Below are 21,308 nucleotides of genomic sequence, written 5' to 3'. Positions count from 1 at the left end.
AGTAGAGGGCAGCCGCAGGGGAGTCATCGTGGACATATCCGGATCCAACGTTCTGCTTACCGGGGCTACTGGAGGCATCGGCTCAGCCCTGGCCGCGAGCCTGGCGGGGCAGAGGGCCCGCCTCACGGTCACCGGGCGCCGGGAGGAGGCCCTCAAGGCCACCGCGGACGCCTGCGGCGCCCGCACGGTGGTCGCCGATCTGGCCGTCCGGTCCGACGTCGTCCGGCTCGCCGACCTGCGCCGAGGCGGACGTCCTCGTCGCCAACGCCGCCCTGCCCGCCAGCGGCGACCTCCTGGACTACACCGAGGAGCAGCTCGACCGCGCCCTCGACGTCAACCTGCGCGCGCCCGTCCTGCTGACCCGGCTGCTCGCGGCGCACATGGTGACCCGCGGTCGCGGCCACATCGTGCTGGTCGGTTCCATCTCCGGGAAGGCGGCGACCAAGTCGACCTCCCTCTACAACGCGACGAAGTTCGGGCTGCGCGGGTTCGCCCTCGCCCTGCGCCAGGAACTCAGGGGTACGGGGGTGGGGGTGTCCCTCGTCCAGCCCGGCTTCGTCCGCGACGCGGGGATGTTCGCGGACACGGGCGCTGCCCCGCCGAACGGCATCAGGACCGTGACGCCGGGACAGGTCGCCGACGGCGTCGTACGAGCCGTCCGCCGTGACCTGTGCGAGGTCAACGTGGCGCCACTGGAGCTGCGGCTGCTCAGCGCCATCGCCGGGCAGTTCCCCGGGTTCGCCGAGCGGATCCAGGCCCGAGCGGACGTCGACGGCTCCGTGCGACGGATCGTCGAGGCCCAGCGCTCACACCGTTAGGCGTCTGCGTCCCGCGCTCACCGTTGGGCGTCTGCGGTCCGGCGCCGCCAGGGCGGGACCGCCGCCCCTGCTCCACCGTCTCCGCCACCCTCCTGCGGATCCGTAGGCACCCGTGCGCCCATGCACCCGCACCCCCTGGCACCCGCACCCCCTGGCACCCGCACCCCCTGGCACCCGCACGCCCTCGGATCTGCGCCCGTATGCCCTCGCACGCCCCCGCACCGGAACGCCTTCCCCGCCACCTCACGTGAACGGAGAGCACGACTGTGCCGCGTCAACACCTCCCGAACGCCGCCGCGCCCGGCCCGCTCCCCGGCCCGGGTGTCGAGCGCAGGTCCCTGCTCCGATTAGGGGCCCTGCTGGCCGCGGGCGGAGCCGCCGCGCTGGTTCCCGCACCGGTCGCACATGCCGCGACGCGGGGCCAGGGGACCGAAGCGGTGACGACCACTTATAAGGGCCGCTCCCCGTACGGCAACGACCAGTGGGCGTACGTCGCCTTCGACGTCCCCACCGGAGTGCAGCGGATCTCCGTCTCCGCCTCCCACGACGCCGCCGCCGGCATCCTGGACCTCGGCATCTTCGGTCCGTCCGGATTCCGCGGCTGGTCGGGCGGCGCGCGCTCCGGGTTCACCCTCTCCGCGGCGGACGCCACTCCCGGCTATGTGCCCGGGCCCGTCGGGCCCGGCCGCTGGTCCGTCATCCTGGGGCCGATGGTCGGCAGCGCCGACGGCATGGCCTGGCAGGTCGACGTCACCCTGCACTCCGGAGACCCGCTGCCCCGGACCCCGTACGACATCCTGCCGGCCTCGGTGGCCGGGCGGGGGCCCGGCTGGTACCGGGGCGACCTGCACCTGCACAGCGTGCACTCCGACGGGCAGCGCACGGTGGACGAGATCGTCGCTGCCGCCCGCCAGGAGGGGCTTCACTTCATCGCCACCTCCGACCACAACACCAACTCAACCGGGGTCACCTGGCACGGCAACGTCCCGACCGATCTCCTGGTCATCAACGCCGAGGAGGTCACCACACGCCATGGCCACTGGCTGGCCGTCGGCCTGCCCCAGGGCGAATGGGTGGACTGGCGCTACGGCCCCGCGGACCAGGGGGCGTTCGAGGGCCACGCCCGGCGCGTGCACAGTCTGGGCGGACTGACGATCGCCGCTCACCCGCTCACTCCGGCAGCGGGATCCTTCTGGGAGTTCGGCCTCGACCGCGTGGACGCGCTGGAGGTGTGGAACGGGCCGTGGACCCTGGACGACGCGGCCAACATCGCCGCCTGGCACGTCATGCTCTGCCTCGGCAAGCGGATCGCCGCCGTGGGCAACAGCGATGCCCACAGCCCCGTTGACGCCGTCGGCCGGCCCCACAATGTCGTGCACGCCACCAGCCTGTCGACTCCCGCCGTACTGGACGCACTGCGCCTGGGCCGCTCGTACGCCGTCGAATCCGCTGCCGTGACCGTCGACTTCACCGCCCGCGCCGGCACGGCGGTCGCGGGACCCGGCGAGGAACTGCCCCTGTCGTTCTTCGACACCGTCGACGTGACCTTGGACGTGACGGGCGCCCCGGACAGCATCGCCACGCTGTACACCGAGTGGGGCATCATGGCCGCGACCTGCATCGACGGCACCGGCAGGGGGCGGCTGCGCTGGCGCGGCTGGGGCAAGGCCTCCCTGTTCGCCCGGGCCGAGGTGCGCCGGCCCAAGCCCGCCTCCACCACATTGGACCAACTGGTCGCCATCACCAATCCGGTGTGGTTCTACTCCGCGCAACTGCCCCCGTACGACGTCGAGCGGCGCGCGCTCTTCCACACCGAGCGCCGGCCGGACGGGTCGTGGAGCAGCATGCGTCCGCTGCCGGGCGCCGGCGGCGCCGCTTCGTTCGCGGGGCTCCAGAGCGCCGCGGCCGGGATGCCGGACGGGTCCGTCGTGGTGCTGGGCGTCGCCCCCGACAACGGTTTGTGGCTGACGACCGTACGGGGTTCGGCCACCCTTCAGCCCTGGCAGCGTGTCGCAGGACCGGACGGCTCGAGCGGGTTCACCGTCCGGGAGGCGGACATCGCCGCCTTCCCCGACGGCACCTGCCAGATCGTGGTGACCGCCATGGACGGCACCACCCTCCACCAGCAGCGCCGCGCCGACGGGGGCCCGGCCGGCTTCCGGGCCGTGCCCGGCTTCACCGCGAGCAGCCGCTGGGGTGCGACGAAGGTGTCGATCACCGCCATGCCCGACGGGTCCGCCCAACTGCTCAGCTACGGCACGGACGGTGCCATGTACCACTGCATCCGTGGGCGGGACGGCGCGTGGACGGCCTGGGGACGTCTGGCCGGCTACAACGGGGCTCCGTCGTTCTCCGGGCCGGCCCTGGCGATCAGCGGCATGCCCGACGGTTCCTCCCAGGTCCTCGCGATCGGGCTCGACGGGATGGTCTACCACCAGCAGCGGCGGCCCAACGGCTCGTGGACCGGATTCCAGCCCCCTCGGGGCGTCACCACCGCCACCATGGGGGCCAGCGCCATCGGCATCACTGGGATGCCCGACGGCTCCTCCCAGGTAGTGGCGGTCGGACTCGACGGCCGGATCTGGCACAACATCAGGAAGCAGGACGGCTCCTGGACACCGTTCGCCCAGATACCCGGCCCGAACGGGAGGGACCCCTTCCCCGCGGGGCAGGTCCGCATCACCGCCCTGCATGACGGCACGACGCACGTGACGGCCATCAGCGCCGGCTAGGCCGTTTCCTTCGGATGACCTCGCTGCGGCGCAGCGCGTACCCCGGCCCGTCCGTTGGGCTGGCGGGCCGGTGGGGCCACGGTGTGAGCGAGTCTCTTCAGACCGCGCGGACCTTCATCTGCCACGATCCCTCGGCGGCATTGAACCGGAGGAGGAGGGGCCCTCGGGGACGGGAGCGCTCACCCGGTGGCGCTTGCCGGCCTCGTTGCCCGGCATGGTCTCGGCGGCGGCCGCGATGGTCGTGTGGCCGGCGACCTCGTGTCCGCTCATGTGGCAGTAGCTGCCGCCGGTCAGGTCGCGGAACTTCACCTTGAGGTCGGCCACCGGCCCCGCGTAGAGCAGCGCTTCCGGACCGCGGCCGGTCAGCTCGCTTTCGAGCCGGCGGGCGTGGGCGAGTGGCCCGAAGGTCAGCGTCCACCGAGCGTGCGCCTTGACGCGCAGGCGCAGTGGGCGGCCTTCGAGCGCATCGACAGCCGCACTGCCGCGGAAGTTTTCCAGCGTGGAGTTGAAGACCAGCTGGTCGTCCTTGTTCCGCTTGTCCAGGCTGTGGGCACAGAAGTAGCCGTCACCTTCACGCGTCATCTCGACCAGGACGGGACCCGGCGGAACATAGCCTGCTGGATCACCTTCCTGTTCTGGTTCCACCAGGCTTGCTGCAACGCCGAGGTACTCGCCCCGGGCACCCACAAGTACAGCCCGGCCTTCGCCCTCGGCGCCTGGATCATCCCGCTCGCCAGGTGGTGGCTGCCCCGCCGCATCACCCTCGACATCCGCCGCGCCGGCGGACCGCCCCGCGACGCGTGGCTGATCAACGCCTGGTGGTTCGTCTGGCTCTGCGACGGCCCGCTCACGGTCGCGGTCCACCTATGGGTGCTCGACCAGAGCAACTTCGACAACCCGGTGGACCGCAGCATCGGCGTCCTGTCCTCGATCCTGGCGATCGCGGTCATCCGCCGCGTGACCGCCGACCAGCCGGCCGGCCCTCTCCCGTACCTGAACATGACGTGAGCCGCGCCCCTGGTCCCGTGGGCGACCTGGGAGTCTTCGAGCCGACCGGCTGTGCCGGTGTACCGTGCGCCTGATCTTTGCCGTCTCGCGCGCTATCGGCTACCGGAGCGTACGTGGACCGGGGCGTCGGCGTTCGGCACCGCCCCGCGGCGGTCTTGTTCGAAGGTCCGGAGCAGGTCTGCCGCGACGCTCACCGCGATCGTGGCAGGTTCCTTGCCAGTGATCTCCCTCATTCCGATCGGGGTCTTGATCCGGTCGATGGTGGCGGCGTCGTGGCCGCCCTCGGTGGCCAGGCGGTGCCGGAAGCGCGCCCATTTGGCGGCCGAGCCGATCAATCCGACCGAGCCGAGATCGGCGGTGCGCAAGGCGGCGTCGCACAGTGCGGCGTCCTCGGCGTGATCGTGGGTCATGATCAGGACATGGCTGCCGGGCGGCAGCTCCGTGAGCACCTCCTCCGGAAGCAGCGGTGTGTGGTGCACATGGATCTGCGCCACCGCATCGGCGAGCGCACCGAGCCGTTCGTCGGTGAGCATGTCGGGACGGGTGTCGATCAGGTGCAGATCGAGGTCGTGGCGGGCCAGGATGCGTGCCAGCTCCAGTCCGACGTGACCGACGCCGAAGACGGCCACCGCTTGGACCACCGGCAGCGGTTCGAGCAGCACACTGACGGCTCCGCCGCAGCACTGCACGCCGTGCCGGCCGGTGACCTTGTCGTTGAGGGCGAACTCCATCATCTCCGGCTCGGGATCGGGCGTGCCGTTCAGCTCGCGGGCCCGATCGATGGCGACGGCCTCGATGTTTCCGCCGCCGATGGAACCCCAGGTCTCGGTCTGTCCCACAACGAGTTTGGCACCGGCCCGGCGGGGCGCGTGGCCGCGCACGGTCGCGACGGTCACGAGTACGCCGGGTTCCCGGCGGGCTCGCAACCGCGCGACCGCGGCCACCCAGGTCATGTCAGGCATTGCTCAGAGCGCTTGTGCCGGCGGGGCTCTTGCTGCCGTTGCGGGCGAGGCCGTTGTGCTCCGCGTCGCTCGCGCGGGCTGCTTCGATCGCCCAGTACACCGCCTCCGGTGTCGCGGGGGAGGCGAGTTCCACGCTGACTCCGACGGGCCCGAATGCCGCGGCGGCCTGCCGCAAGGCTTCTCGCACCGAGAACGCCAGCATCAGCGGAGGCTCGCCCACCGCCTTGGACCCGTAGACCGCGCCCTCCTCGGTGGCGTTCTCCAGCAGCCTGACGTTGAACTCCTCGGGCATCTCCGAAAAGCTCGGCAGTTTGTACGTGCTAGCGGCCTGGGTCAGCAGCCGGCCGCGGTTCGGCCCGTCACCGGCGTCCCAGCGCAGGTCCTCGAGGGTCAGCCAGCCCGCGCCCTGCACGAAACCGCCCTCGACCTGACCGATGTCGATCATCGGGGACAAGCTGTCGCCGACATCGTGCACGATGTCCACCCGCCGGATGCGGTACGCGCCGGTGAAGCCGTCCACCTCCACCTCGGTCGCGGCTGCGCCATAGGCGAAGTACTTGAACGGCGTGCCCCGGAACGTCTTCGCGTCCCAGTGCAGACCCTCGGTCCGGTAGAAACCGGCCGCCGACAACTGAACCCGCTGGAAGTACGCGGTGCGCACCAGGTCGTCCCAGGCCAGCTCCTTGCTGCCGTTGCCGAGGGCGCGTGCGACGCCCTCCACGATGCGCACATCCGAGGCGTTCACACCCAGCTGGGTGCCGGCCACCTGCAGCAGCCGCTCGCGCAACTGCTCGCAGGCGTTTTTCACCGCCGCACCGTTGAGATCCGCACCGGAACTCGCGGCCGTGGCAGAGGTGTTGGGCACCTTGTCGGTGCGCGTCGGGGCCAGCCGCACCTTGTGCAGCGGGATACCCAGCGTGGTCGCGGCCACCTGCAGCATCTTGGTGTGCAGGCCCTGCCCCATCTCGGTGCCGCCGTGATTGATCAGGACCGAGCCGTCCTTGTAGATCAGCACCAGCGCGCCGCCCTGGTTGAAGGCGGTGAGGTTGAACGAGATTCCGAACTTGATTCCGGTGACCGCGAGCGCCCGCTTGGTGTTCGGGTGCGCGGCATTGAAGGCCGCGATCTCATGCTCGCGATCGGCGATGCCGGCGTCGGCCTGAACCTGCCGCCAGATGGTGGAGATCCGTTCGGGGTGAGCGACCGGCTGTCCGTACGGCGTCGACTGGCCCTGCTGGTAGAAATTGCGCTCCCGCAACTCCATTGGATCCAGGCCGAGCAGCGGCGCGCACCGGCCCATGATGTCCTCGATCACCAGCATGCCCTGCGGTCCGCCGAAGCCCCGGAAGGCGGTGTTGGAGACCTTGTTGGTCTTGGCGATGCGACCGGCGATGCGCGCGTTCGGAATCCAGTAGGTGTTGTCGATGTGGCACAGCGCGCGGGCCACCACCGGCTCGGACAGATCCAGGCTCCAGCCGCCGTCCGCGGTCAAGGTGGCGTCCAGGGCCCGGATGCGGCCGTCGGCGTCGAAGCCGATCTTCCACTCGGCCTGGAACCCGTGGCGCTTGCCGGACATGGTCAGATCCTGAGTCCGGTTGAGCCGCACCCGGACCGGCCGGCCGGTCAGCTTGGCGCCGAGCGCGGCGACGGCTGCGAAACCGTGCGGCTGCATCTCCTTGCCTCCGAAGCCGCCACCCATCCGCAGGCACTGCACGGTGACCTCGTGGCTGTGCAGGCCGAGCACATGCGCGACGATTTCCTGTGTCTCCGACGGATGCTGGGTGCTGCTCTGGACGAACATCTGCCCGTTCTCGTCGACAAGGGCCAGCGCCGCGTGCGTCTCGAGATAGAAGTGTTCCTGGTCGGAGAACTGGAATTCGCCGGTGAACACATGCGCGGAGTCGTCGAAGCCGGCGTCGACGTCGCCCGTCAGCATCACGGGCCGGGCGCCGTGAAAGCTGTTGGCCGCGATCGCGTCCCGCAGCGTGATCAGAGAGGGCAGTTCGTCGAGTTCCACCTCGACGGCCGCCGCACCGAGTCGGGCCGCTTCCACGGTCTCGGCGAGCACCCAGGCGACCGCGTGGCCGTGGAACATGACCTCGTCGGGGAACAGCGGTTCGTCGTGCTTCATCCCGGCGTCGTTGACGCCGGGCACGTCGGCACCGGTCAGCACGCGGACCACACCGGGCACGGCGAGCGCGGGCTCGGTGCGCAGCGCGATGATCCTGCCGTGGGCCTTCATGACCTGGACCGGGTAGGCGTGCAGCACGTCCTTGGTGCGGTGGACCAGGTCGTCGGTGTAGAGCGCGGTGCCGGTGACGTGCAGGCCGGCGCTCTCGTGCGGCATCGAAACGCCGACGACAGGCATTTCGGGGCGCTCGGACAAATGACTCATGACGACACCGCCTCGGTGGTTTGCGCGTACAGCTTCAGCAGGCTCTGGCCGAGCATCGCGGAGCGGTAGTCGGCGCTGGCACGGTGATCGTCCATCGGCGTTCCCTGGGCCCGCAGCACCTGCGCCGCGGCCTCGACGGTCTCCGCCGCCCACGGCTTGCCCTCCAGGGCTGCCTCTGTGGCGAGGGCGCGGATCGGGGTGGCGGCCACGCCTCCCAGGCCGATGCGCGCCTTGCGGACGATGCCGTCCTCGATCTCGAGCGCGAAAGCGACGGCCACGCTGGAGATGTCGTCGAAGCGCCGCTTGGCGATCTTGTGGAAGGCCGCGACCGGCGCCAGCGGCAGCGGGATGCGCACGGCGCGGATCAGCTCGCCGGGCCGGAGCACGCTCTGCCGGTATCCGGTGAAGTAGTCCGCCAGCGGCACCTCGCGCTCACCGTCGGCGTCGGTGAGTACCACCGACGCCTCCAGCGCGAGGAGCACCGGCGGGCTGTCGCCGATGGGGGAGCCGGTACCGAGGTTCCCGCCGAGGGTCGCGCTGTTGCGGATGAGCCGGGATGCGAACTGCGGGAACAACTCCGTCAGCAGCGGGACCCTGCCGTCGAGGCGGCGTTCGATCTCGGTGAGCGTCTGCGCCGCACCGATCTCGATGTGGTCCGATTCGACCCGCAGCTCCCGAAGTTCGGGCAGCCGGTCGACGGCGACGACACAATTCGCCCGCCGGGAACGGATGTTCACCTCCACGCCCCAGTCGGTGCTCCCGGCGACCACCACCGCGTCGGGCCGCTCGCGCAGCAGCTGCAGCGCTTCCGGCAGGGTTCCCGGCCGCAGGAACGCATTGCCGCCCTGGGTGTATTCGGTGACGACCGGTGAGCGCGGGGACTGCTCACGACGTTGCGCCATTGGGTCGTCCTCGGCGGGTGTACCGACGGCGAACGCGGCATCACGAATCGGTCGATAACCGGTGCAGCGGCACAGGTTTCCGCTCAACGCGTGCAGATCGAAACCGTTCGGGCCGTGCTCGCAGTCGGTGCTGTCGGCCGAGTCTGCGGGCGCGCGGCGCTCGGGCCGGTAGTACTCGGCGGCCATGCTGCAGATGAATCCCGGTGTGCAGTAACCGCATTGGGATCCGCCGCGAACGGCCATCTCTTCCTGTACCGGGTGCAGCGTGGGCGGCGTCCCGGGTTCACCGGCGATGGCGAGACCTTCGGAGGTGACGATCTCCTGACCGTCGAGCGCCGCGACCGGGACCAGGCAGGCGTTGACCGCCACCCAGTCGGTGGGCTTGTTCACCCCGGGACGGGCCACCAGGACCGAACAGGCGCCGCACTCACCCTCGGCGCAGCCCTCCTTGGTACCGGTGAGGCCACGCTCGCGCAGAAAGTCCAACACGGTGGTGTGGGGAGTGGCCGGTGAAATCGGTGTTTCTTTCCCGTTGACCGTGATCCGCGCCCCTACCATGGCACATCCTCATTTCGGTGCGCGGTTGATCTGATTGTCCTAGTCGCCATTTCGAGAGCCTTCTGTTTCGGTGGCGCAGCTCGAGAACCCGGCGCGTGAATCAGCACGCAACGATGTGCCGAAGCCGGTGAAAGAGATCGAAAGGTGCCGGGGCCGCAATTGGGCACGCCGGAAAGGGGGCTGTTCAGCAGCCGTGTGCTACACGGCCCGGAGCCCAGGCGGTCTCGTGAGAGAGGCGATGTACTTCGGAGATGGTCGGCATCCGACTTCGCCTCCTTCCATCAGCTCACGAACCGGTGCGCACGCAAGCTACGTTGCCGCACGTCCATCGGTCAAGCCGATGCGCGAGGACCGGTTTTGTCCGCAGAGATGCTCGCCCGGCACCGGAGGGCTGTCCACCGCTTCACAGCTGAGGCGGACATGTCGATCGTCCTGCTGTGTCCGCGACCCCGAGGGTTTCATCCTCGGTCTGGCCCAGCAGCTCGCCTGATCCACACCGAGGGCCTCCGGGACGTCCAACGACAAGTCCAGTGCCTGTATTCGAAGCCCTGGCCGTTCTAAGCTCGGCGGATGACCTTGGAATGGGAGCAGGTAGTTGTTGACTCGGTAGATCCGGTGGCTTTGGGGCAGTGGTGGGCTGCGGCTCTTGGTTGGGTCGTGGTCCACGCCTCTGCTGAGGAGTTCGAGATCCGACCGGAGCCGGACCGCCTGCCGGGGTTGCTCTTCGGCCGGGCTGAGGAGAGCAAGAAGGTCAAGAACCGACTGCATCTCGACTTCAGGCCCGATGATCAGGACGCCGAGGTGGCTCGTCTTGTGGCTCATGGCGCAGAGCGTGTTGACATCGGCCAGGGCGATCAACCCTGGGTTGTATTGGCGGACCCCGAAGGTAACGAGTTCTGTGTCCTTGGCCGGCGGCGTCGGTAAGAACTCCTTGAGGCTTGGAACGGGCCGGCCTTCTTGTCCGGGTGAGCGGCGGCGACGTGCCTCGTTGCGGTCGCGCCGCAGACGCCGAAGACGCTCCGCTGGTCACGTCTTCAGCGCTCCCCGCGGTCGACGGCGGCGACCGCGCGTACGGCCTCGGTGATGGCCGGGAAGTCCTTCTTGAGGATCGCGCCGTGGTTGCTGGCGACCTTCGCGCCGATCTGGATGTTCGCGTTGCGTGCCGTCACCGCATCCAGGCTGGTGCGTATCCGTTCCTGCTCCTCACCGCGGCTTGCGAAGGACGTCCCCGAAGCGACCACGTACCGCACCGGGACGGTGATGTTGTCCAGCACGGGGCCCAGCTCGCGCTCGCGGGAGAGCCTGCCGAGCTCGATGTTGCTGTTCGCCTGCTGTTCGGCAGTCATCCGCGGGGCCAGGCCCGTCGGGCGCAGGAGCGGCAGGAACCAGCTCATGCGCCGGAACAGCTTCCGGATCCGCTGCTCCATGGCCTCGTCCAGCCAGTCGTACGGGAACGCGCCGTCGACCAGGACCGCGCCCAGGGCACGCTCCGGATTCCGGTCGGCCCAGTGCGCTCCGACGACCGCCCCGTAGGACCAGCCCACTACGAGCGCCCGGTCCACACCCCTGGCCGCGAGAACGGCATCGACGTCCCGGACGGCTGCCTCGAAGGAGTAGTCCGCCGAAGGCTTCGATGCGCCGCGTGCCCGCTCGTCGTAGGTGATGTGCCGCCACCCCGGCCCCAGTTCGGCGATGACCCGCCGCCAGTATCCCTGGGTGGCGAACTGGCCGTTGAGGTAAAGCACAGGGATACCGGGGCCGCCGGTGTCGGTGACGGCCAGAGCCGTATCGTCAACCGGCACCATGCCGGTCCACTTGGAATCGGTCGATGAAGTGCTGTTCTTCGTCATGTGTTCCACCTGGTCGTGTGAGGAGTCTTGTACGGGTTCTCCAGCCCTGCACGTGGATCGCAGAGCCGTGGGACGGCCGGCCGGGCCGTCGGCGACGATCGAGAGGATTTCGATCGCGGTGGACCCGGCCGGATGGTTCTGGTTCTGCTTCTGCTGCTTCAGCGGCTGTGGGCGGTGATGTCGCCGCGGGAGGTGGTGGCGCGGATGTCGAGATCGGCGGCGCCGTCGTTCTTGAGGGCGTTGCTGATGCGGCCGTAGTCGGTGCTGGCGTCCAGGGCGGCCGAGACGCCGGCGGCGGCGGCCACCGAAATGTCGCCGGACTGGGTGCGGAGCACGACCGTGCCGCGCACGGCCTCGGTGATTCGGATGTCGCCCCTGGCGGTGCTGATGTCCGCGGGGCCGCCCAGCCGGCCGACCTCGATGTCGCCGTCGATCGCCGTGAGGCGGACGCTCGCGGCCTCGTCGATCTTGATCTGGCGGTACGCGCCTTCGAAGGCGACATCGCCGAGGCGGCCGACGCCGCGGAGCTCGCAGCTGGCGGTCCTGGCCTCGACGCTGGAGCCGGCGGGCAGTTGGACGGTGATTTCCAGGGATCCGGAGGAGCCCAGGAGCCGGTTCTTGGGCTCGGGGGTGTGGATCCGCAGGACCCCGTCGGCGTAGGCGACGGTGGCCTGCTCGGCGGCCTGGACGTCGCGGCTCTTGGAGGGGTTGGCGGGCAGGACCTCGACGGTGGTGTCGGCGCGGTCGGCGGCGATGAGCTGGATGCGTCCGGCGGGGATGGCCAGGACGGTGGAGATCGGGGCGGGGGTGTCGAACTTCTGCATCATGCTCTCCCGTGTGCGTTCGTCGTTTCTGACATTGGAAACGCTACGTTGCTTTCAGGTTCGAGGCAACATCTTCGTTGCACGGGATCGATATTAATGCAGGTAGACGTCCTGTAACTGTTGCAATGGTTCTGCCTGGAACGCAACGACACTGCTTCGCTCATTGCAATGAGTGAGGAGTGAACGCTATGGCGGTGGACGGCGCCGTCCCCGCGAGCGCCCGTCCGGGCAGCGCGAGGTCGTCTTGTGCCTCGAGCCCGATTCGGCTGACTACGGCTGCCGGCGGCCCACGCTCGCTCCGCTGCTCGCCCTGCCGTAGTTCCTCTGGGGGTGGCTCGGGAGTGGTGTGACGTGGGGTGAGAGGTCTTCGTTGAGCCCGGCCGACGGCCGACGGCTCATCCGCGCATGCGGAGGTACGCCTCCAGCTCTGCGGCCCCGGTGAGCATCGCCCGCCCGCGGGCGGACAGTCGGCCGCGCCAGTCGCCCAGTGCGGCCTCCAGGGGCTCCAGCCCGCCGGCCGCCCGTACCTGGGCGATCAGCGGGGCGATCTGCTCCAGCAGGTAGCCGCCCCGCCTGAGTTGGTGGGTCAACCGGGCGTCCCGTACGTCCGCCTCGTCGTAGACGCGGTAGCCAGTGAGCGGGTCGCGGCGCGGGCGTACCAGCCCGGCGCGCTCCCACTTGCGCAGCGTCGCGGGCCGGATGCCGAGCTTCCCTGCCAGCGGCCCGATGAACGAATCGCCGGACCCGGGCCCGGACTCGGACGCCGCGGCCCGCTCGGACCCCGCACCCGCCTCGGACACCGCGATGAACTCCAGGTCTCGGAGGGCGCTCTCCACGGCCTGGAGGGTCCGGCGGTCGTCGAGGAGCTGGGCGTGTCCGGCGTCGATGAGCCGGCACGCCTCGTCGACCGCACCCTCGTTCACGGCCCGCATGATCGACGTCGCCGTCCGGTGGCCGTGGCCGGGCACCAGGGCAAGAAACGCGCGCAGGGCCCCCGCGTGCAGCGGTGTATACGTGCGGTAGCCGTGGGGTGTGCGACCGGCGGCCGGAAGGATGCCGGCCTCCTCGTAGTTCCTGACCGCCTGCGTGGACAAACCGTGCCCGCGCGCCAGGTCAACCGGCCTGAGCCGCTCACCGCTTTGAAGGTTTCGTCCCATGAGCCTGCCGATATCCCGGAAAAGCTTCAATCGAAGGTTCAACGATACCGTTGAGGGCATGGCTACCGACATCAAGGACGCCGCCCATACCGTCGACGCGGCCGCCGTCATGAGGCTGTTCCCGGCCCGGCCGCGGCTGCTCGCCCTGGGCGAGCCCACCCACCAAGAGGGCACTCTGCTCGACCTGCGCAACGAGTTCTTCCGGCAGCTCGTCGAGGAGGAGGGCTACCGGACGGTCGCGATCGAGAGCGACTGCATGCGGGGCCTGGTCGTGGACGACCACGTCACCTCGGGCGCGGGCACCCTCGACGAGGTCATGGAGACCGGATTCAGCCACGGCTGGGGCGCCTCTGCGTCCAACCGCGAACTCGTACGCTGGATGCGCGCCTACAACGAAGGCCGACCCGCGTCCGAGCGGCTCCGCTTCGCCGGTTTCGACGGCCCCCTGGAGATCACCGGCGCCGCGAGCCCCCGGCAGGCCCTCACCGCACTCCACGACTACCTCTCGGCCCGGGTGGACGCGGAGCTGCTCCCCTGTACCGCGGAAACACTGGACAGCCTGCTCGGCACCGACGACCGGTGGACCACTCCCGCCGCGATGAAGGACCCGGCCCAGTCCGTGGGGCAGTCGGCCGAGGCCAGGGAACTGCGGCTGCTCGCCGACGAACTGGGAGAACTGCTCGACGAGCAGACGCCGCATCTGATCACGGCAACCTCACGGGACGACTGGGACCGGGCACGCCTCTACGGGCGCACCGCGACCGGCCTGCTGCGCTACCACTACTGGATGGCCGACACGTCACAGGCCCGCATGGCCCGGCTGTTGGGCGTGCGGGACCAGATGATGGCCCACAACCTCCTCGCCGTCGCCGCTCGGGGACCGGCACTGATCCACGCCCACAACTCCCATCTCCAGCGGGAAAAGAGCACGATGCAGATGTGGGAGGGGCCGGTGGAGTGGTGGAGCGCCGGTGCGCTGGTGAGCGCCCAGCTCGGCGAGGAGTACGCCTTCGTGGCCACGGCCCTCGGTACGATCCGGCACCAGGGAGTGGACACCCCGCCGCCGGACACCATCGAAGGACTCCTGTACGCGCTCCCGGAGGACCGCTACGTCATCGACGCCTCGCGTCTGGCCACCGCCCTCGGCGACACGCGCCCCGGGCCCCGGGTATCTCCCTGGTTCGGCTACGCCCCGCTTGATCCGGCCCACTTGGCGGACAGCGACGGCATCGTGTTCGTCAAGGACGTCCGGCAGAGCTAGTGCCCCCATCAGCACGACGGCCGCACCCTTGCCGGCGCCGTCGCCGTCGTCGAAGGCGCGTCAGTCGTGGTGGCCGTGCCGGCCGAGGGTCTCCACGGGGGTCGCGCCGGGGCGGATCCACGGCGGCACGGGGCGGCTGGTCGGCCCCAGGTCGCGTTCCCGTCCGCGTCCGAGCGCCAGAACCAGCACGGGCCGTGCCCCTCGGGCCGGCCCTCGGGGTTGTCCTCCCACGCCTCGCCGCGTCCGCAGGGCGTCATGTCGAGCGCCGCCCCGGAACATGCCTCGGTCTCGGGGCGCGACGCCGACGCGGCCAAGGTCAAGACAATGCCACGACGTCGCCAGACCCTTCCCTGAACAGGGGCACAGAGGCACACGGGCCTCGGGGATCAATGGAAGGTTTCTCGAAGCCCGGCAGCTCAGCGAACAATTATTCGGTTGCCCGTTGGTGATGGTGGTGGATGCAATGACCGGCATGACCCGTAGTGCGTCCGCCACGGCGAGATGAGACGAACGCGTACTACCGGGCCTTGCCACTCTGCGATCCAGCCGGAGTGCAACCGAATCGTCACACGGGAGACGCCAGCGCATGAACACGCCACCATCGCCTCCAGAAGCGCAGCGGACTGACGGATCATCCGTCCAGATCGGCGCTCTCGTTCCGCTGACTCGACCTGGCTGGGTCGAGGCCGGCCAACACTTGCTCGCTGGACTCGAGCTGGCCGTCCGCGAAGTCAACGACGCGGGCGGGATCGCCGGAAGGCCCCTCGAGCTGGTTGTCCGGGACACCGCGGCTGATCCACAGAGGGCCGCCGCGGCCGTAGACGAATTGGCGCGTCTGGGCGTGGCTGCCTTGGCGGGGGAGTATCACAGCGTCGTCGCTCGCGCCGCTGCCGCCAGGGCCGACGCCCTTGGCCTACCGTTCCTCTGCTCGTCAGCGGTTCTCGACGCGCTCACCGACCAGCCGACGGAATGGGTCGCGCGCCTCTCCCCGCCGCAGTCCCACGGCTGGCAGATCTACGCAGACTTCCTCCTCAGCGCGGGCCACAGCCGAATCGCGGTAGTAACCCAGCCGAGTGTCTACTGGGCAACTGGGACCCGCATTCTGCGGGAGTACCTCGCTCCACGCGGCGGCACCGTCGTCGAACTCGACATGAGCGCGCTCGCCCCCTCGGCGGTGTGCGATGCACTCGTCGACAATCGCGCGACAGCCCTCCTTCTGCTGGTCGGCAACCCTGATCCGGCAGTGCCGATCGTCAAGTCCGTCCGCCGGGACCAGCGCCTCGCCGAGATCATGATCGGTGCTCCGGCCGGGCAGCCGGAGTTCGCAGAATGGGCGACGTTGCTGGGCGAAGACGGCGCCGCGATACCGTTCTTGCGCTACCTGCCCGAGCGCCTCAGCCCACTCGGTGCACGAGTCGAGACGGCCCTGCGCGAGCGGCTGGCCGAAGCGCCATCCTTCGTCGCCTTCGAGGGCTACGACACGGTCGTCGTCCTCGCCGATGTGCTGCGTTCTCACGGCGCGGACCGGGCGCGCACTGCCGAATCCTGGCCGCGCGTCGCAGTCGAAGGCACCCGCGGGCAGATCCAGTTCTCCCGCACGCCGGGCATCAGCGTTTGGCAATGGGCTTGGACGCCGGTCCAAGTCGTTGATCGAGACCCGGCGGAACCCAATCGCTTTCGGATCCTTCACACCGGCTGAGAGGGCACGGAGGTCCGGCATTGACGGAAGAAGCGGCGGTAAGGGCGTAGATCGAGCGGCGTAGGTGTCGCGGGCGTCCTTACGGCCCTTCTCCTGCCACGGCCCTGGCGGGGCGATCACCATGTACGCCTAAGCGTTGTCCCGTAAATGTTCTATGGCGTGCTGGATGACCTGCCTGTTTCTTCGTCACCCGGCAAGGGTGAGGTCGTGCAGGCGGGCGATGCCGAGCATGGCGTGGTGGACGCCGTCGCCCTTGAGGCGGCAGTCACGCAGGATCTTCCGGGTCTTCATGCGGGCGAAGGCGTGCTCGACGCGGGCGCGGACTTCGCGATGGGAGGCGTTGTGTTCCTCTTTCCGGTCAGGGAGTTCGGCCTGCCCGCGTTCGCGGCGGTGCGGGATGACCAGGCCGGTGCCGCGGTAGCCCGCCGTCGGTGATGACCGTGGTGTGGCCGATGGCGTCCTTCGCACCGGACGGCTCCCACGCCTTGCAGTCGTTGCGGTTGCCGCACGGGCCGGCCCACCGCGACGACGAGCCGCGTGTCGGCGTCGATGACGACCTGGTGGTTGGTGGAGTACCGATAGTTCTTCGACTGCTCGGCGATGCGGTGGTCCCGCGTGGGCACCAGGGTGCCGTCGACGATCTGTGGCCGATGATGCGGTCGGCCGCAGACTTCGATACCCCGAACAACGGGGTGAGTTGGCGCAGTGTCAGATTCGTGCGCCAGTGCGCGGCGACCAGCAGGACCCGGTCCTCCGGCGGCAGGCTCCACGGCCTTCCCTTGTGGACCGGGTCCGCGCCTTCACGCCGCAATGCAGTGATCAGTTTGCCGAACTGACGTGGGCTCAGCCCGCTGAACGGGGCTGTCCAGGACGGCTCCGACGCCATGATCACACCAGCCACAGCGAGATCGTCTCACTGAGGTGTGGTGGGATCTCCCTCCGCCCGTCTCTGGCGGGGCCACATGTCGCCATACGCGGCGTCCATGAACTGGACCTGCGGCCCGCGCAGCGTGGATGCGTCGGCTATCTCGCCTCGAGCTGCCTCAGCAAGGCGGAACGCATAACGATAGGTAGCCCCCCGCAGTGGCTCGCTTCTGGCCGCGAGGTCAATCTCGGCCTGGGCGAGCCACAGATCATCGACGAGTTGTCCGAGCTCGGAATCGGCCGCCGTGCCGCCGGCGTCCGAGCGTGTGAGCGCCACTTTCTCCACCTGCAACGCAGTCCTCACGAACTTCAGAACCGCATCCTTGAGCTCCGCCCGGTGAGCGGCTGACTCCTGCACTTCGAGCTGTCGAGTGCTCGCGCGCGAGACGAGGTACTGACCAAACAGCGACCCGCCCGCGCCGAGCGCAACCCCTGCGAGAGACAACAGCGCCGGCCCCAAGGTTCCCCAAGATCCCATAGCTGGAGTCTCTCAACATGATCCACCCCGTGAGGAGGGCGGGGACGCCCACCGCTCACGCGGGGCAGTTACGGGACTTCCCTCAGGTGGTAAAGCGGTGGACAGCCCACCGGTGCTGGGCAAGCATCTCCGCGATGAACCACGAACTTCTCTCCATCCCCAAACGCGTCCGCTTCGTCGAGCTCAGCGCAAAGGCCCTGCGGGCGCTTGCCGATGGTGACCTTGCAGGTGGCAGCGCCGAGGCCGGAGTCACCCTTGACGAACACTTCGTCTGTGACCGGGCCCGCTGGATCTTCGGCTATCGCGCTGACCAGCTCGCCGAAGACCCGTCAGCCGCGCCCTGGATCACGCGGGCCGCGGTGTCCGAGCCGGACGGGACCGTCGTTGGCGACGCCGGGTTCCACGGGCCGCCGGACGCGGCCGGCATGGTCGAGGTCGGCTACACCGTCGTACCCCGGTACCGCCGCCAGGGCTATGCCCGCGCCATTCTGACGGCGCTGCTTGCAAGGGCCGCCGCTGAACCCCGTGTCAGGACCGTGAGGGCCACTATCAGAGCCGACAACCAGGCATCCCTGGCCACCATCGCGGGCTTCGGTTTCACTCGTGTCGGCGAGCGGGGAAACGGGCGCGACGGGCTCGAGATCGTCTTCGAGGTCCCGGCAGACGTGATTCAGGCCTAGTAGGTTTACGGCCTGGGAGTATGTCCCACAAGCACCAGGGGCGGATTCCGGGCCGCGAGGGGCGCATGACGACGGCCAACCCTGACAAGTAATGACGGCTGAGCTGCAGGTCACAGTGTGGGTCGCCAAGGGGGAAGCATGGCCGCCTTCTGCCGCGTCCGGCCGCGTGATCCTTCGCTGCGTGACTCTTCGTAGCCGAGCGTTACCGGCCGCAGGAGGTTCGACCTCCACGGCTACGGGGCGGCGGAGCTGTGTGATCTCCCGGCGAAGATCTGCGATGACGTTGTCCAGGGCTTCGCGCTGCCCGGTGTCGGGCTCCGCCTGGGGGGCCGACGGTGACGGTCTCCCGCACTTCCGTCAAGAGCGCCCCCGGTCGCGAAACCGTCAGGCATCCTTGTCCATCGTCGGTCGCAAGCGTTGCAGCAGGGCGTAGAGCGTCGCGCTCTCGGCTTCGCCCAAGGCGTCGAGGGCACCGTGGGTCTCCTGCATCTCCTCTCGGATGCGGCGGATGATCTCGCGGCCCGCGTCCGTCGCGACGACGTTCTTCACTCGGCGGTCCGCCGGGTCGGCTTCACGGCGGACCAGCTCGCGTGCCTCCAGGCGATCCACGATCCCCGTGACGTTCGACGCGTCGCACACCAGCAGGGTGGCGAGGCCGCGCATCGGCAGCGGGCCGTTGAGCTGGGCGAGGACCTTGGCCTGCATGGCGGTGAGGCCGTGATGGGCGGCGGCGGCCGCGAAGTCGCGCCATTGGGCGGTGCCGATGGCGGAGAGCAGTTCCAGCAGCTGGAGCTTGGTGGGTGCCTGCGGGGCAGTGTCGCTCATGGTTGGAGCCTACTCGAAATGCTTCACGTCATCAATTATTTACTTGACCTTCTTAAGTATCGAGGTCTATCTTCGACGGAAGTACTTGATGTCATCAAACATCAGCGATCTGAAGCATTGAGAAGGTCCCGCCAGCCATGAGCCACGCAACATCCGCCCCCGGGCAACGGAACGAGACGGTCGTCGTCCTCGCCCTCAGCCTGGCCGCCATGGTCGTGTCGATGATGCAGACCCTGCCCGTCCCCATCCTGGGTCTGATCCAGAGCGACCTCGGCACCTCGACCGCCAATGTCAGCTGGGTGACCACCGCCACCCTGCTGTCCGCCGCCGTCTTCACCCCACTGCTCGGCCGCTTCGGCGACCAGCACGGCAAGAAGTCGACCCTGGTGGCCGTGCTCGTCGTCATGGTCGCCGGCTCCGTCATCGCCGCGCTCGCGAGCTCGCTGCCGCTGCTCATCCTGGGCCGGGTGCTCCAAGGCGCCGCCACCGCGATCTTCCCGCTGGCCCTCTCCGTCCTCCGCGAAGAGGTCCGCCCGCAGAAGCTGCCCGGCGCCATGGCACTGGTCAGCGGAACCCTCGCGTTCGGCAGCGGACTCGCGCTCGTCGCCACGGGCCTGCTCACCTCCGGCGACGACGCCGACTACCGCAACGCCTTCTGGATGGCGACAGGCTTCGCGGTCCTGGCCCTGCTCGCCGTCGCCTTCCTGGTCCCGGCGACCCGGCACAAGACCGGCGGACGCACCGACTTCCTCGGCGCGCTGACCCTCGGCACCGCCCTGCTGCTGCTCCTGCTGCCGATCTCCCAGGGCCACGAGTGGGGCTGGGCCTCCGGCCGTACGCTGGGCACCTTCGCCGGCGCGGTCGTCATGACCGTGGTCTGGGTCCTGGTCGAGCGCAAGGTCCGCGAGCCGCTCGTCGACATGCGGATGTTCGTCCACCGCCCGGTCCTCATGGCCAACCTGGCCGGCATCCTCGTCGGCTTCGGCATGTTCGCGAACTTCCTCGGCGTCTCCTACCTCGTGCAGATGCCCGAGGCGCTCACCGGCTTCGGATTCGACGCGTCCATCCTGCGCGCATCCGTCGAATTCCTGCTGCCCGGCGCGATCGTCTCCCTGCTCGCCTCGCCCATCGGCGGCCGGCTCGTCCGCCACCGGGGCCCCCGGTACGTGCTCGGCATGGCCGCCGCGTTCGGGGCCGCCGGCTTCGGCTGGCTGGCCCTCGACCACGCCCACACCGCCTCGGTCATCGGAGCCGGCCTCATGACCGGCGCGGCCGTCAGCTTCGGCTACGCCGCCATGCCCGCCGTCATCATGGCGAGCGTCCCGCACCACCAGAGCGGCATCGCCAACGGCATCAACTCGATCTCCCGCTCCACCGGCAGCGCGATCGGCAGCGCCGTCGTCACCACGATCCTGGCGTCCACGACCATCGAGCACCTGCCGGCGGGCGTTCCGCCGCTGCCCGCCGAATCCGGGTTCACCCTCACCTTCGGCATCGGTGCCGTGGCCTTCGCACTGGTCGCGGTGATCAGCCGGCTCGGCCTGCGCGGACAGCACGGCCCCCGGGTCGAGGCAGACAAGGCACACACGGGCACCCCGTCGACTCCGGCCGAGGACACGGCCGTTGCCGATCCGGTTACGGAAGCCGCGGCCCAGACCTCCGCTGCCCCGGCCGGGGCCGGGTTCCACGGTCTGGTGCGGGACGCCGACGGCGAGGTGCTGGGCGGCGCCGCCCTCACTCTCATCTCGCCGGACGGGCGGCAAGCGGGCCGCACGGTCTCCCAACCCGACGGCCGGTACGCACTGGACGCCCCGATGGGTGGCCCGTACGTCCTGATCGCCGCCGCCGACGGCCATCAGCCGCAGGCCGCCACGGTCATGGCGGCGGACACTCCGGTCGCGTACAGCCTCAGGCTTCCCCGCGCCGCGAAACCGGCGGGTCTGCAGGTTCGAGGCACCGTCAGCGGCGGATCGGGCGGCCGCCGACTGCCCGATGCCCGGCTGACGCTGCTGGACGCCGACGGGAACGTGGTGCGCACCACCATGACGGACGCCGACGGCGCGTACACCTTCACCGATCTGACCGCGGGTGAGTACTCGCTCGTTGCCAGCGGCTACCCGCCCGTGGCGTCGACGCTGGCCGTCGGCGCCCGCGGTACGGACGACTTCGACATGGCGCTGGCGCACCCCTCGGCGCCGTAGGCGGCGGTGGGCGGGATCACGGGCAGCTCGCCGG

16 protein-coding genes and 4 pseudogenes are annotated in these 21,308 nt (G+C 69.7%); 9 read left to right on the top strand and 11 right to left on the bottom strand.

Annotated features, from left to right (window positions below):
- Nucleotides 1-28: 28 nt before the first annotated feature.
- Together ACZ5VC_RS26710 and ACZ5VC_RS26705 are read left to right on the top strand one after the other, a co-directional pair.
- Nucleotides 29-818: pseudogene (locus ACZ5VC_RS26710) on the top strand (SDR family NAD(P)-dependent oxidoreductase).
- Between the two features lie 437 nt (nucleotides 819-1,255).
- The gene (locus ACZ5VC_RS26705; protein WP_469122539.1) at nucleotides 1,256-3,550 is read left to right on the top strand and encodes a CehA/McbA family metallohydrolase; all 2,295 of its coding nucleotides are present in this window, start codon (nucleotides 1,256-1,258) and stop codon (nucleotides 3,548-3,550) included.
- 114 nt (nucleotides 3,551-3,664) lie between these two features.
- Here ACZ5VC_RS26705 and ACZ5VC_RS26700 read toward each other — a convergent pair whose 3' ends face one another.
- Entirely contained in the window at nucleotides 3,665-4,132 is a 468-nt protein-coding gene (locus tag ACZ5VC_RS26700; protein ID WP_469122538.1) for a hypothetical protein, read from the bottom strand.
- On the opposite strand from ACZ5VC_RS26700, the gene ACZ5VC_RS26695 reads away from it, so the two are divergent.
- Nucleotides 4,097-4,558 carry a DUF4328 domain-containing protein gene (locus tag ACZ5VC_RS26695; protein WP_469122537.1) on the top strand — a complete coding sequence of 154 codons (462 nt, stop codon included), beginning with the start codon at nucleotides 4,097-4,099 and terminating at the stop codon, nucleotides 4,556-4,558. The two genes, ACZ5VC_RS26700 and ACZ5VC_RS26695, sit on opposite strands and share 36 nt — an antisense overlap.
- A 92-nt stretch (nucleotides 4,559-4,650) precedes the next feature.
- On the opposite strand, the gene xdhC is transcribed toward ACZ5VC_RS26695, so the two are convergent.
- Genes xdhC through ACZ5VC_RS26680 form a run of 3 tightly spaced genes read right to left on the bottom strand, consistent with a single transcriptional unit; the run spans nucleotide 4,651 to nucleotide 9,375 of the window.
- The gene (gene xdhC / locus ACZ5VC_RS26690) at nucleotides 4,651-5,511 is read right to left on the bottom strand and encodes a xanthine dehydrogenase accessory protein XdhC (protein WP_469122723.1); all 861 of its coding nucleotides are present in this window, start codon (nucleotides 5,509-5,511) and stop codon (nucleotides 4,651-4,653) included.
- A 1-nt stretch (nucleotide 5,512) separates the two neighbouring features.
- On the bottom strand, nucleotides 5,513-7,915 hold the full coding sequence (gene xdhB / locus ACZ5VC_RS26685) for a xanthine dehydrogenase molybdopterin binding subunit (RefSeq protein WP_469122536.1): 2,403 nt from the start codon (nucleotides 7,913-7,915) through the stop codon (nucleotides 5,513-5,515).
- Nucleotides 7,912-9,375 (bottom strand): xanthine dehydrogenase small subunit, encoded by a 1,464-nt coding sequence (locus ACZ5VC_RS26680; RefSeq protein ID WP_469122535.1) that lies wholly within the window; start codon nucleotides 9,373-9,375, stop codon nucleotides 7,912-7,914. Before ACZ5VC_RS26680 ends, xdhB begins: the two co-directional genes overlap by 4 nt.
- Nucleotides 9,376-9,945: 570 nt before the next feature.
- Here ACZ5VC_RS26680 and ACZ5VC_RS26675 point away from each other — a divergent pair.
- Nucleotides 9,946-10,299, top strand: a complete 354-nt coding sequence (locus ACZ5VC_RS26675; RefSeq protein WP_469122534.1) for a VOC family protein — start codon at nucleotides 9,946-9,948, stop codon at nucleotides 10,297-10,299.
- Between the two features lie 110 nt (nucleotides 10,300-10,409).
- Here the strand turns inward: ACZ5VC_RS26675 and ACZ5VC_RS26670 are convergent, their stop codons facing one another.
- From ACZ5VC_RS26670 to ACZ5VC_RS26660, 3 genes are all read right to left on the bottom strand, one after another.
- Nucleotides 10,410-11,225 (bottom strand): alpha/beta fold hydrolase, encoded by an 816-nt coding sequence (locus ACZ5VC_RS26670; protein WP_469122533.1) that lies wholly within the window; start codon nucleotides 11,223-11,225, stop codon nucleotides 10,410-10,412.
- Between the two features lie 158 nt (nucleotides 11,226-11,383).
- Nucleotides 11,384-12,049, bottom strand: a complete 666-nt coding sequence (locus ACZ5VC_RS26665; protein ID WP_469122722.1) for a DUF4097 family beta strand repeat-containing protein — start codon at nucleotides 12,047-12,049, stop codon at nucleotides 11,384-11,386.
- Nucleotides 12,050-12,444: 395 nt separating this feature from the next.
- Nucleotides 12,445-13,206: a TioE family transcriptional regulator gene (locus tag ACZ5VC_RS26660; RefSeq protein ID WP_469122532.1), complete on the bottom strand. Its 762-nt coding sequence runs from the start codon at nucleotides 13,204-13,206 to the stop codon at nucleotides 12,445-12,447.
- A 58-nt stretch (nucleotides 13,207-13,264) separates the two neighbouring features.
- On the opposite strand from ACZ5VC_RS26660, the gene ACZ5VC_RS26655 reads away from it, so the two are divergent.
- Nucleotides 13,265-14,467 (top strand): erythromycin esterase family protein, encoded by a 1,203-nt coding sequence (locus ACZ5VC_RS26655; protein WP_469122531.1) that lies wholly within the window; start codon nucleotides 13,265-13,267, stop codon nucleotides 14,465-14,467.
- Between the two features lie 60 nt (nucleotides 14,468-14,527).
- Here the strand turns inward: ACZ5VC_RS26655 and ACZ5VC_RS26650 are convergent.
- A pseudogene (locus ACZ5VC_RS26650) lies at nucleotides 14,528-14,736 on the bottom strand (DUF899 family protein); the annotation flags it as partial.
- A gap of 317 nt (nucleotides 14,737-15,053) precedes the next feature.
- Between ACZ5VC_RS26650 and ACZ5VC_RS26645 the strand changes: the two are divergent.
- The gene (locus ACZ5VC_RS26645; protein WP_469122530.1) at nucleotides 15,054-16,166 is read left to right on the top strand and encodes an ABC transporter substrate-binding protein; all 1,113 of its coding nucleotides are present in this window, start codon (nucleotides 15,054-15,056) and stop codon (nucleotides 16,164-16,166) included.
- A 186-nt stretch (nucleotides 16,167-16,352) separates the two neighbouring features.
- On the opposite strand, the pseudogene ACZ5VC_RS26640 reads toward ACZ5VC_RS26645, so the two are convergent.
- Both ACZ5VC_RS26640 and ACZ5VC_RS26635 read right to left on the bottom strand, forming a co-directional pair.
- Nucleotides 16,353-17,067 (bottom strand): annotated as a pseudogene (locus tag ACZ5VC_RS26640) (transposase).
- A gap of 12 nt (nucleotides 17,068-17,079) precedes the next feature.
- Entirely contained in the window at nucleotides 17,080-17,550 is a 471-nt protein-coding gene (locus ACZ5VC_RS26635; protein ID WP_469122529.1) for a hypothetical protein, read from the bottom strand.
- A gap of 152 nt (nucleotides 17,551-17,702) precedes the next feature.
- On the opposite strand from ACZ5VC_RS26635, the gene ACZ5VC_RS26630 reads away from it, so the two are divergent.
- On the top strand, nucleotides 17,703-18,248 hold the full coding sequence (locus ACZ5VC_RS26630; RefSeq protein ID WP_469122528.1) for a GNAT family N-acetyltransferase: 546 nt from the start codon (nucleotides 17,703-17,705) through the stop codon (nucleotides 18,246-18,248).
- 384 nt (nucleotides 18,249-18,632) lie between these two features.
- On the opposite strand, the gene ACZ5VC_RS26625 is transcribed toward ACZ5VC_RS26630, so the two are convergent.
- Nucleotides 18,633-19,073, bottom strand: a complete 441-nt coding sequence (locus ACZ5VC_RS26625) for a MarR family winged helix-turn-helix transcriptional regulator (protein ID WP_469122527.1) — start codon at nucleotides 19,071-19,073, stop codon at nucleotides 18,633-18,635.
- 137 nt (nucleotides 19,074-19,210) lie between these two features.
- On the opposite strand from ACZ5VC_RS26625, the pseudogene ACZ5VC_RS26620 reads away from it, so the two are divergent.
- Nucleotides 19,211-20,686, top strand: a pseudogene (locus ACZ5VC_RS26620) (MFS transporter); the annotation flags it as partial.
- Nucleotides 20,687-20,767: 81 nt separating this feature from the next.
- Nucleotides 20,768-21,274: an MSCRAMM family protein gene (locus ACZ5VC_RS26615; protein ID WP_469122721.1), complete on the top strand. Its 507-nt coding sequence runs from the start codon at nucleotides 20,768-20,770 to the stop codon at nucleotides 21,272-21,274.
- Nucleotides 21,275-21,308 lie beyond the last annotated feature (34 nt).

The sequence above is a fragment of the Streptomyces sp. NPDC033174 genome (genome assembly GCF_055577795.1).
Note: the sequence above shows the minus strand (reverse complement) of the source record. Positions and strands in the feature narration are given on the sequence as shown.

Excerpts from the sequence above, each read along its gene's own strand:
- ACZ5VC_RS26660 (WP_469122532.1), bottom strand. The coding sequence starts at position 13,206 with ATGGGACGAAACCTTCAAAGCGGTGAGCGGCTCAGGCCGGTTGACCTG.
- ACZ5VC_RS26670 (WP_469122533.1), bottom strand. The coding sequence starts at position 11,225 with ATGACGAAGAACAGCACTTCATCGACCGATTCCAAGTGGACCGGCATG.
- xdhB (WP_469122536.1), bottom strand. The coding sequence starts at position 7,915 with ATGAGTCATTTGTCCGAGCGCCCCGAAATGCCTGTCGTCGGCGTTTCG.
- ACZ5VC_RS26630 (WP_469122528.1), top strand. The coding sequence starts at position 17,703 with ATGAACCACGAACTTCTCTCCATCCCCAAACGCGTCCGCTTCGTCGAG.
- ACZ5VC_RS26625 (WP_469122527.1), bottom strand. The coding sequence starts at position 19,073 with ATGAGCGACACTGCCCCGCAGGCACCCACCAAGCTCCAGCTGCTGGAA.
- ACZ5VC_RS26680 (WP_469122535.1), bottom strand. The coding sequence starts at position 9,375 with ATGGTAGGGGCGCGGATCACGGTCAACGGGAAAGAAACACCGATTTCA.
- ACZ5VC_RS26645 (WP_469122530.1), top strand. The coding sequence starts at position 15,054 with ATGAACACGCCACCATCGCCTCCAGAAGCGCAGCGGACTGACGGATCA.
- ACZ5VC_RS26675 (WP_469122534.1), top strand. The coding sequence starts at position 9,946 with ATGACCTTGGAATGGGAGCAGGTAGTTGTTGACTCGGTAGATCCGGTG.
- ACZ5VC_RS26655 (WP_469122531.1), top strand. The coding sequence starts at position 13,265 with ATGGCTACCGACATCAAGGACGCCGCCCATACCGTCGACGCGGCCGCC.
- ACZ5VC_RS26665 (WP_469122722.1), bottom strand. The coding sequence starts at position 12,049 with ATGCAGAAGTTCGACACCCCCGCCCCGATCTCCACCGTCCTGGCCATC.
- ACZ5VC_RS26700 (WP_469122538.1), bottom strand. The coding sequence starts at position 4,132 with ATGACGCGTGAAGGTGACGGCTACTTCTGTGCCCACAGCCTGGACAAG.
- xdhC (WP_469122723.1), bottom strand. The coding sequence starts at position 5,511 with ATGACCTGGGTGGCCGCGGTCGCGCGGTTGCGAGCCCGCCGGGAACCC.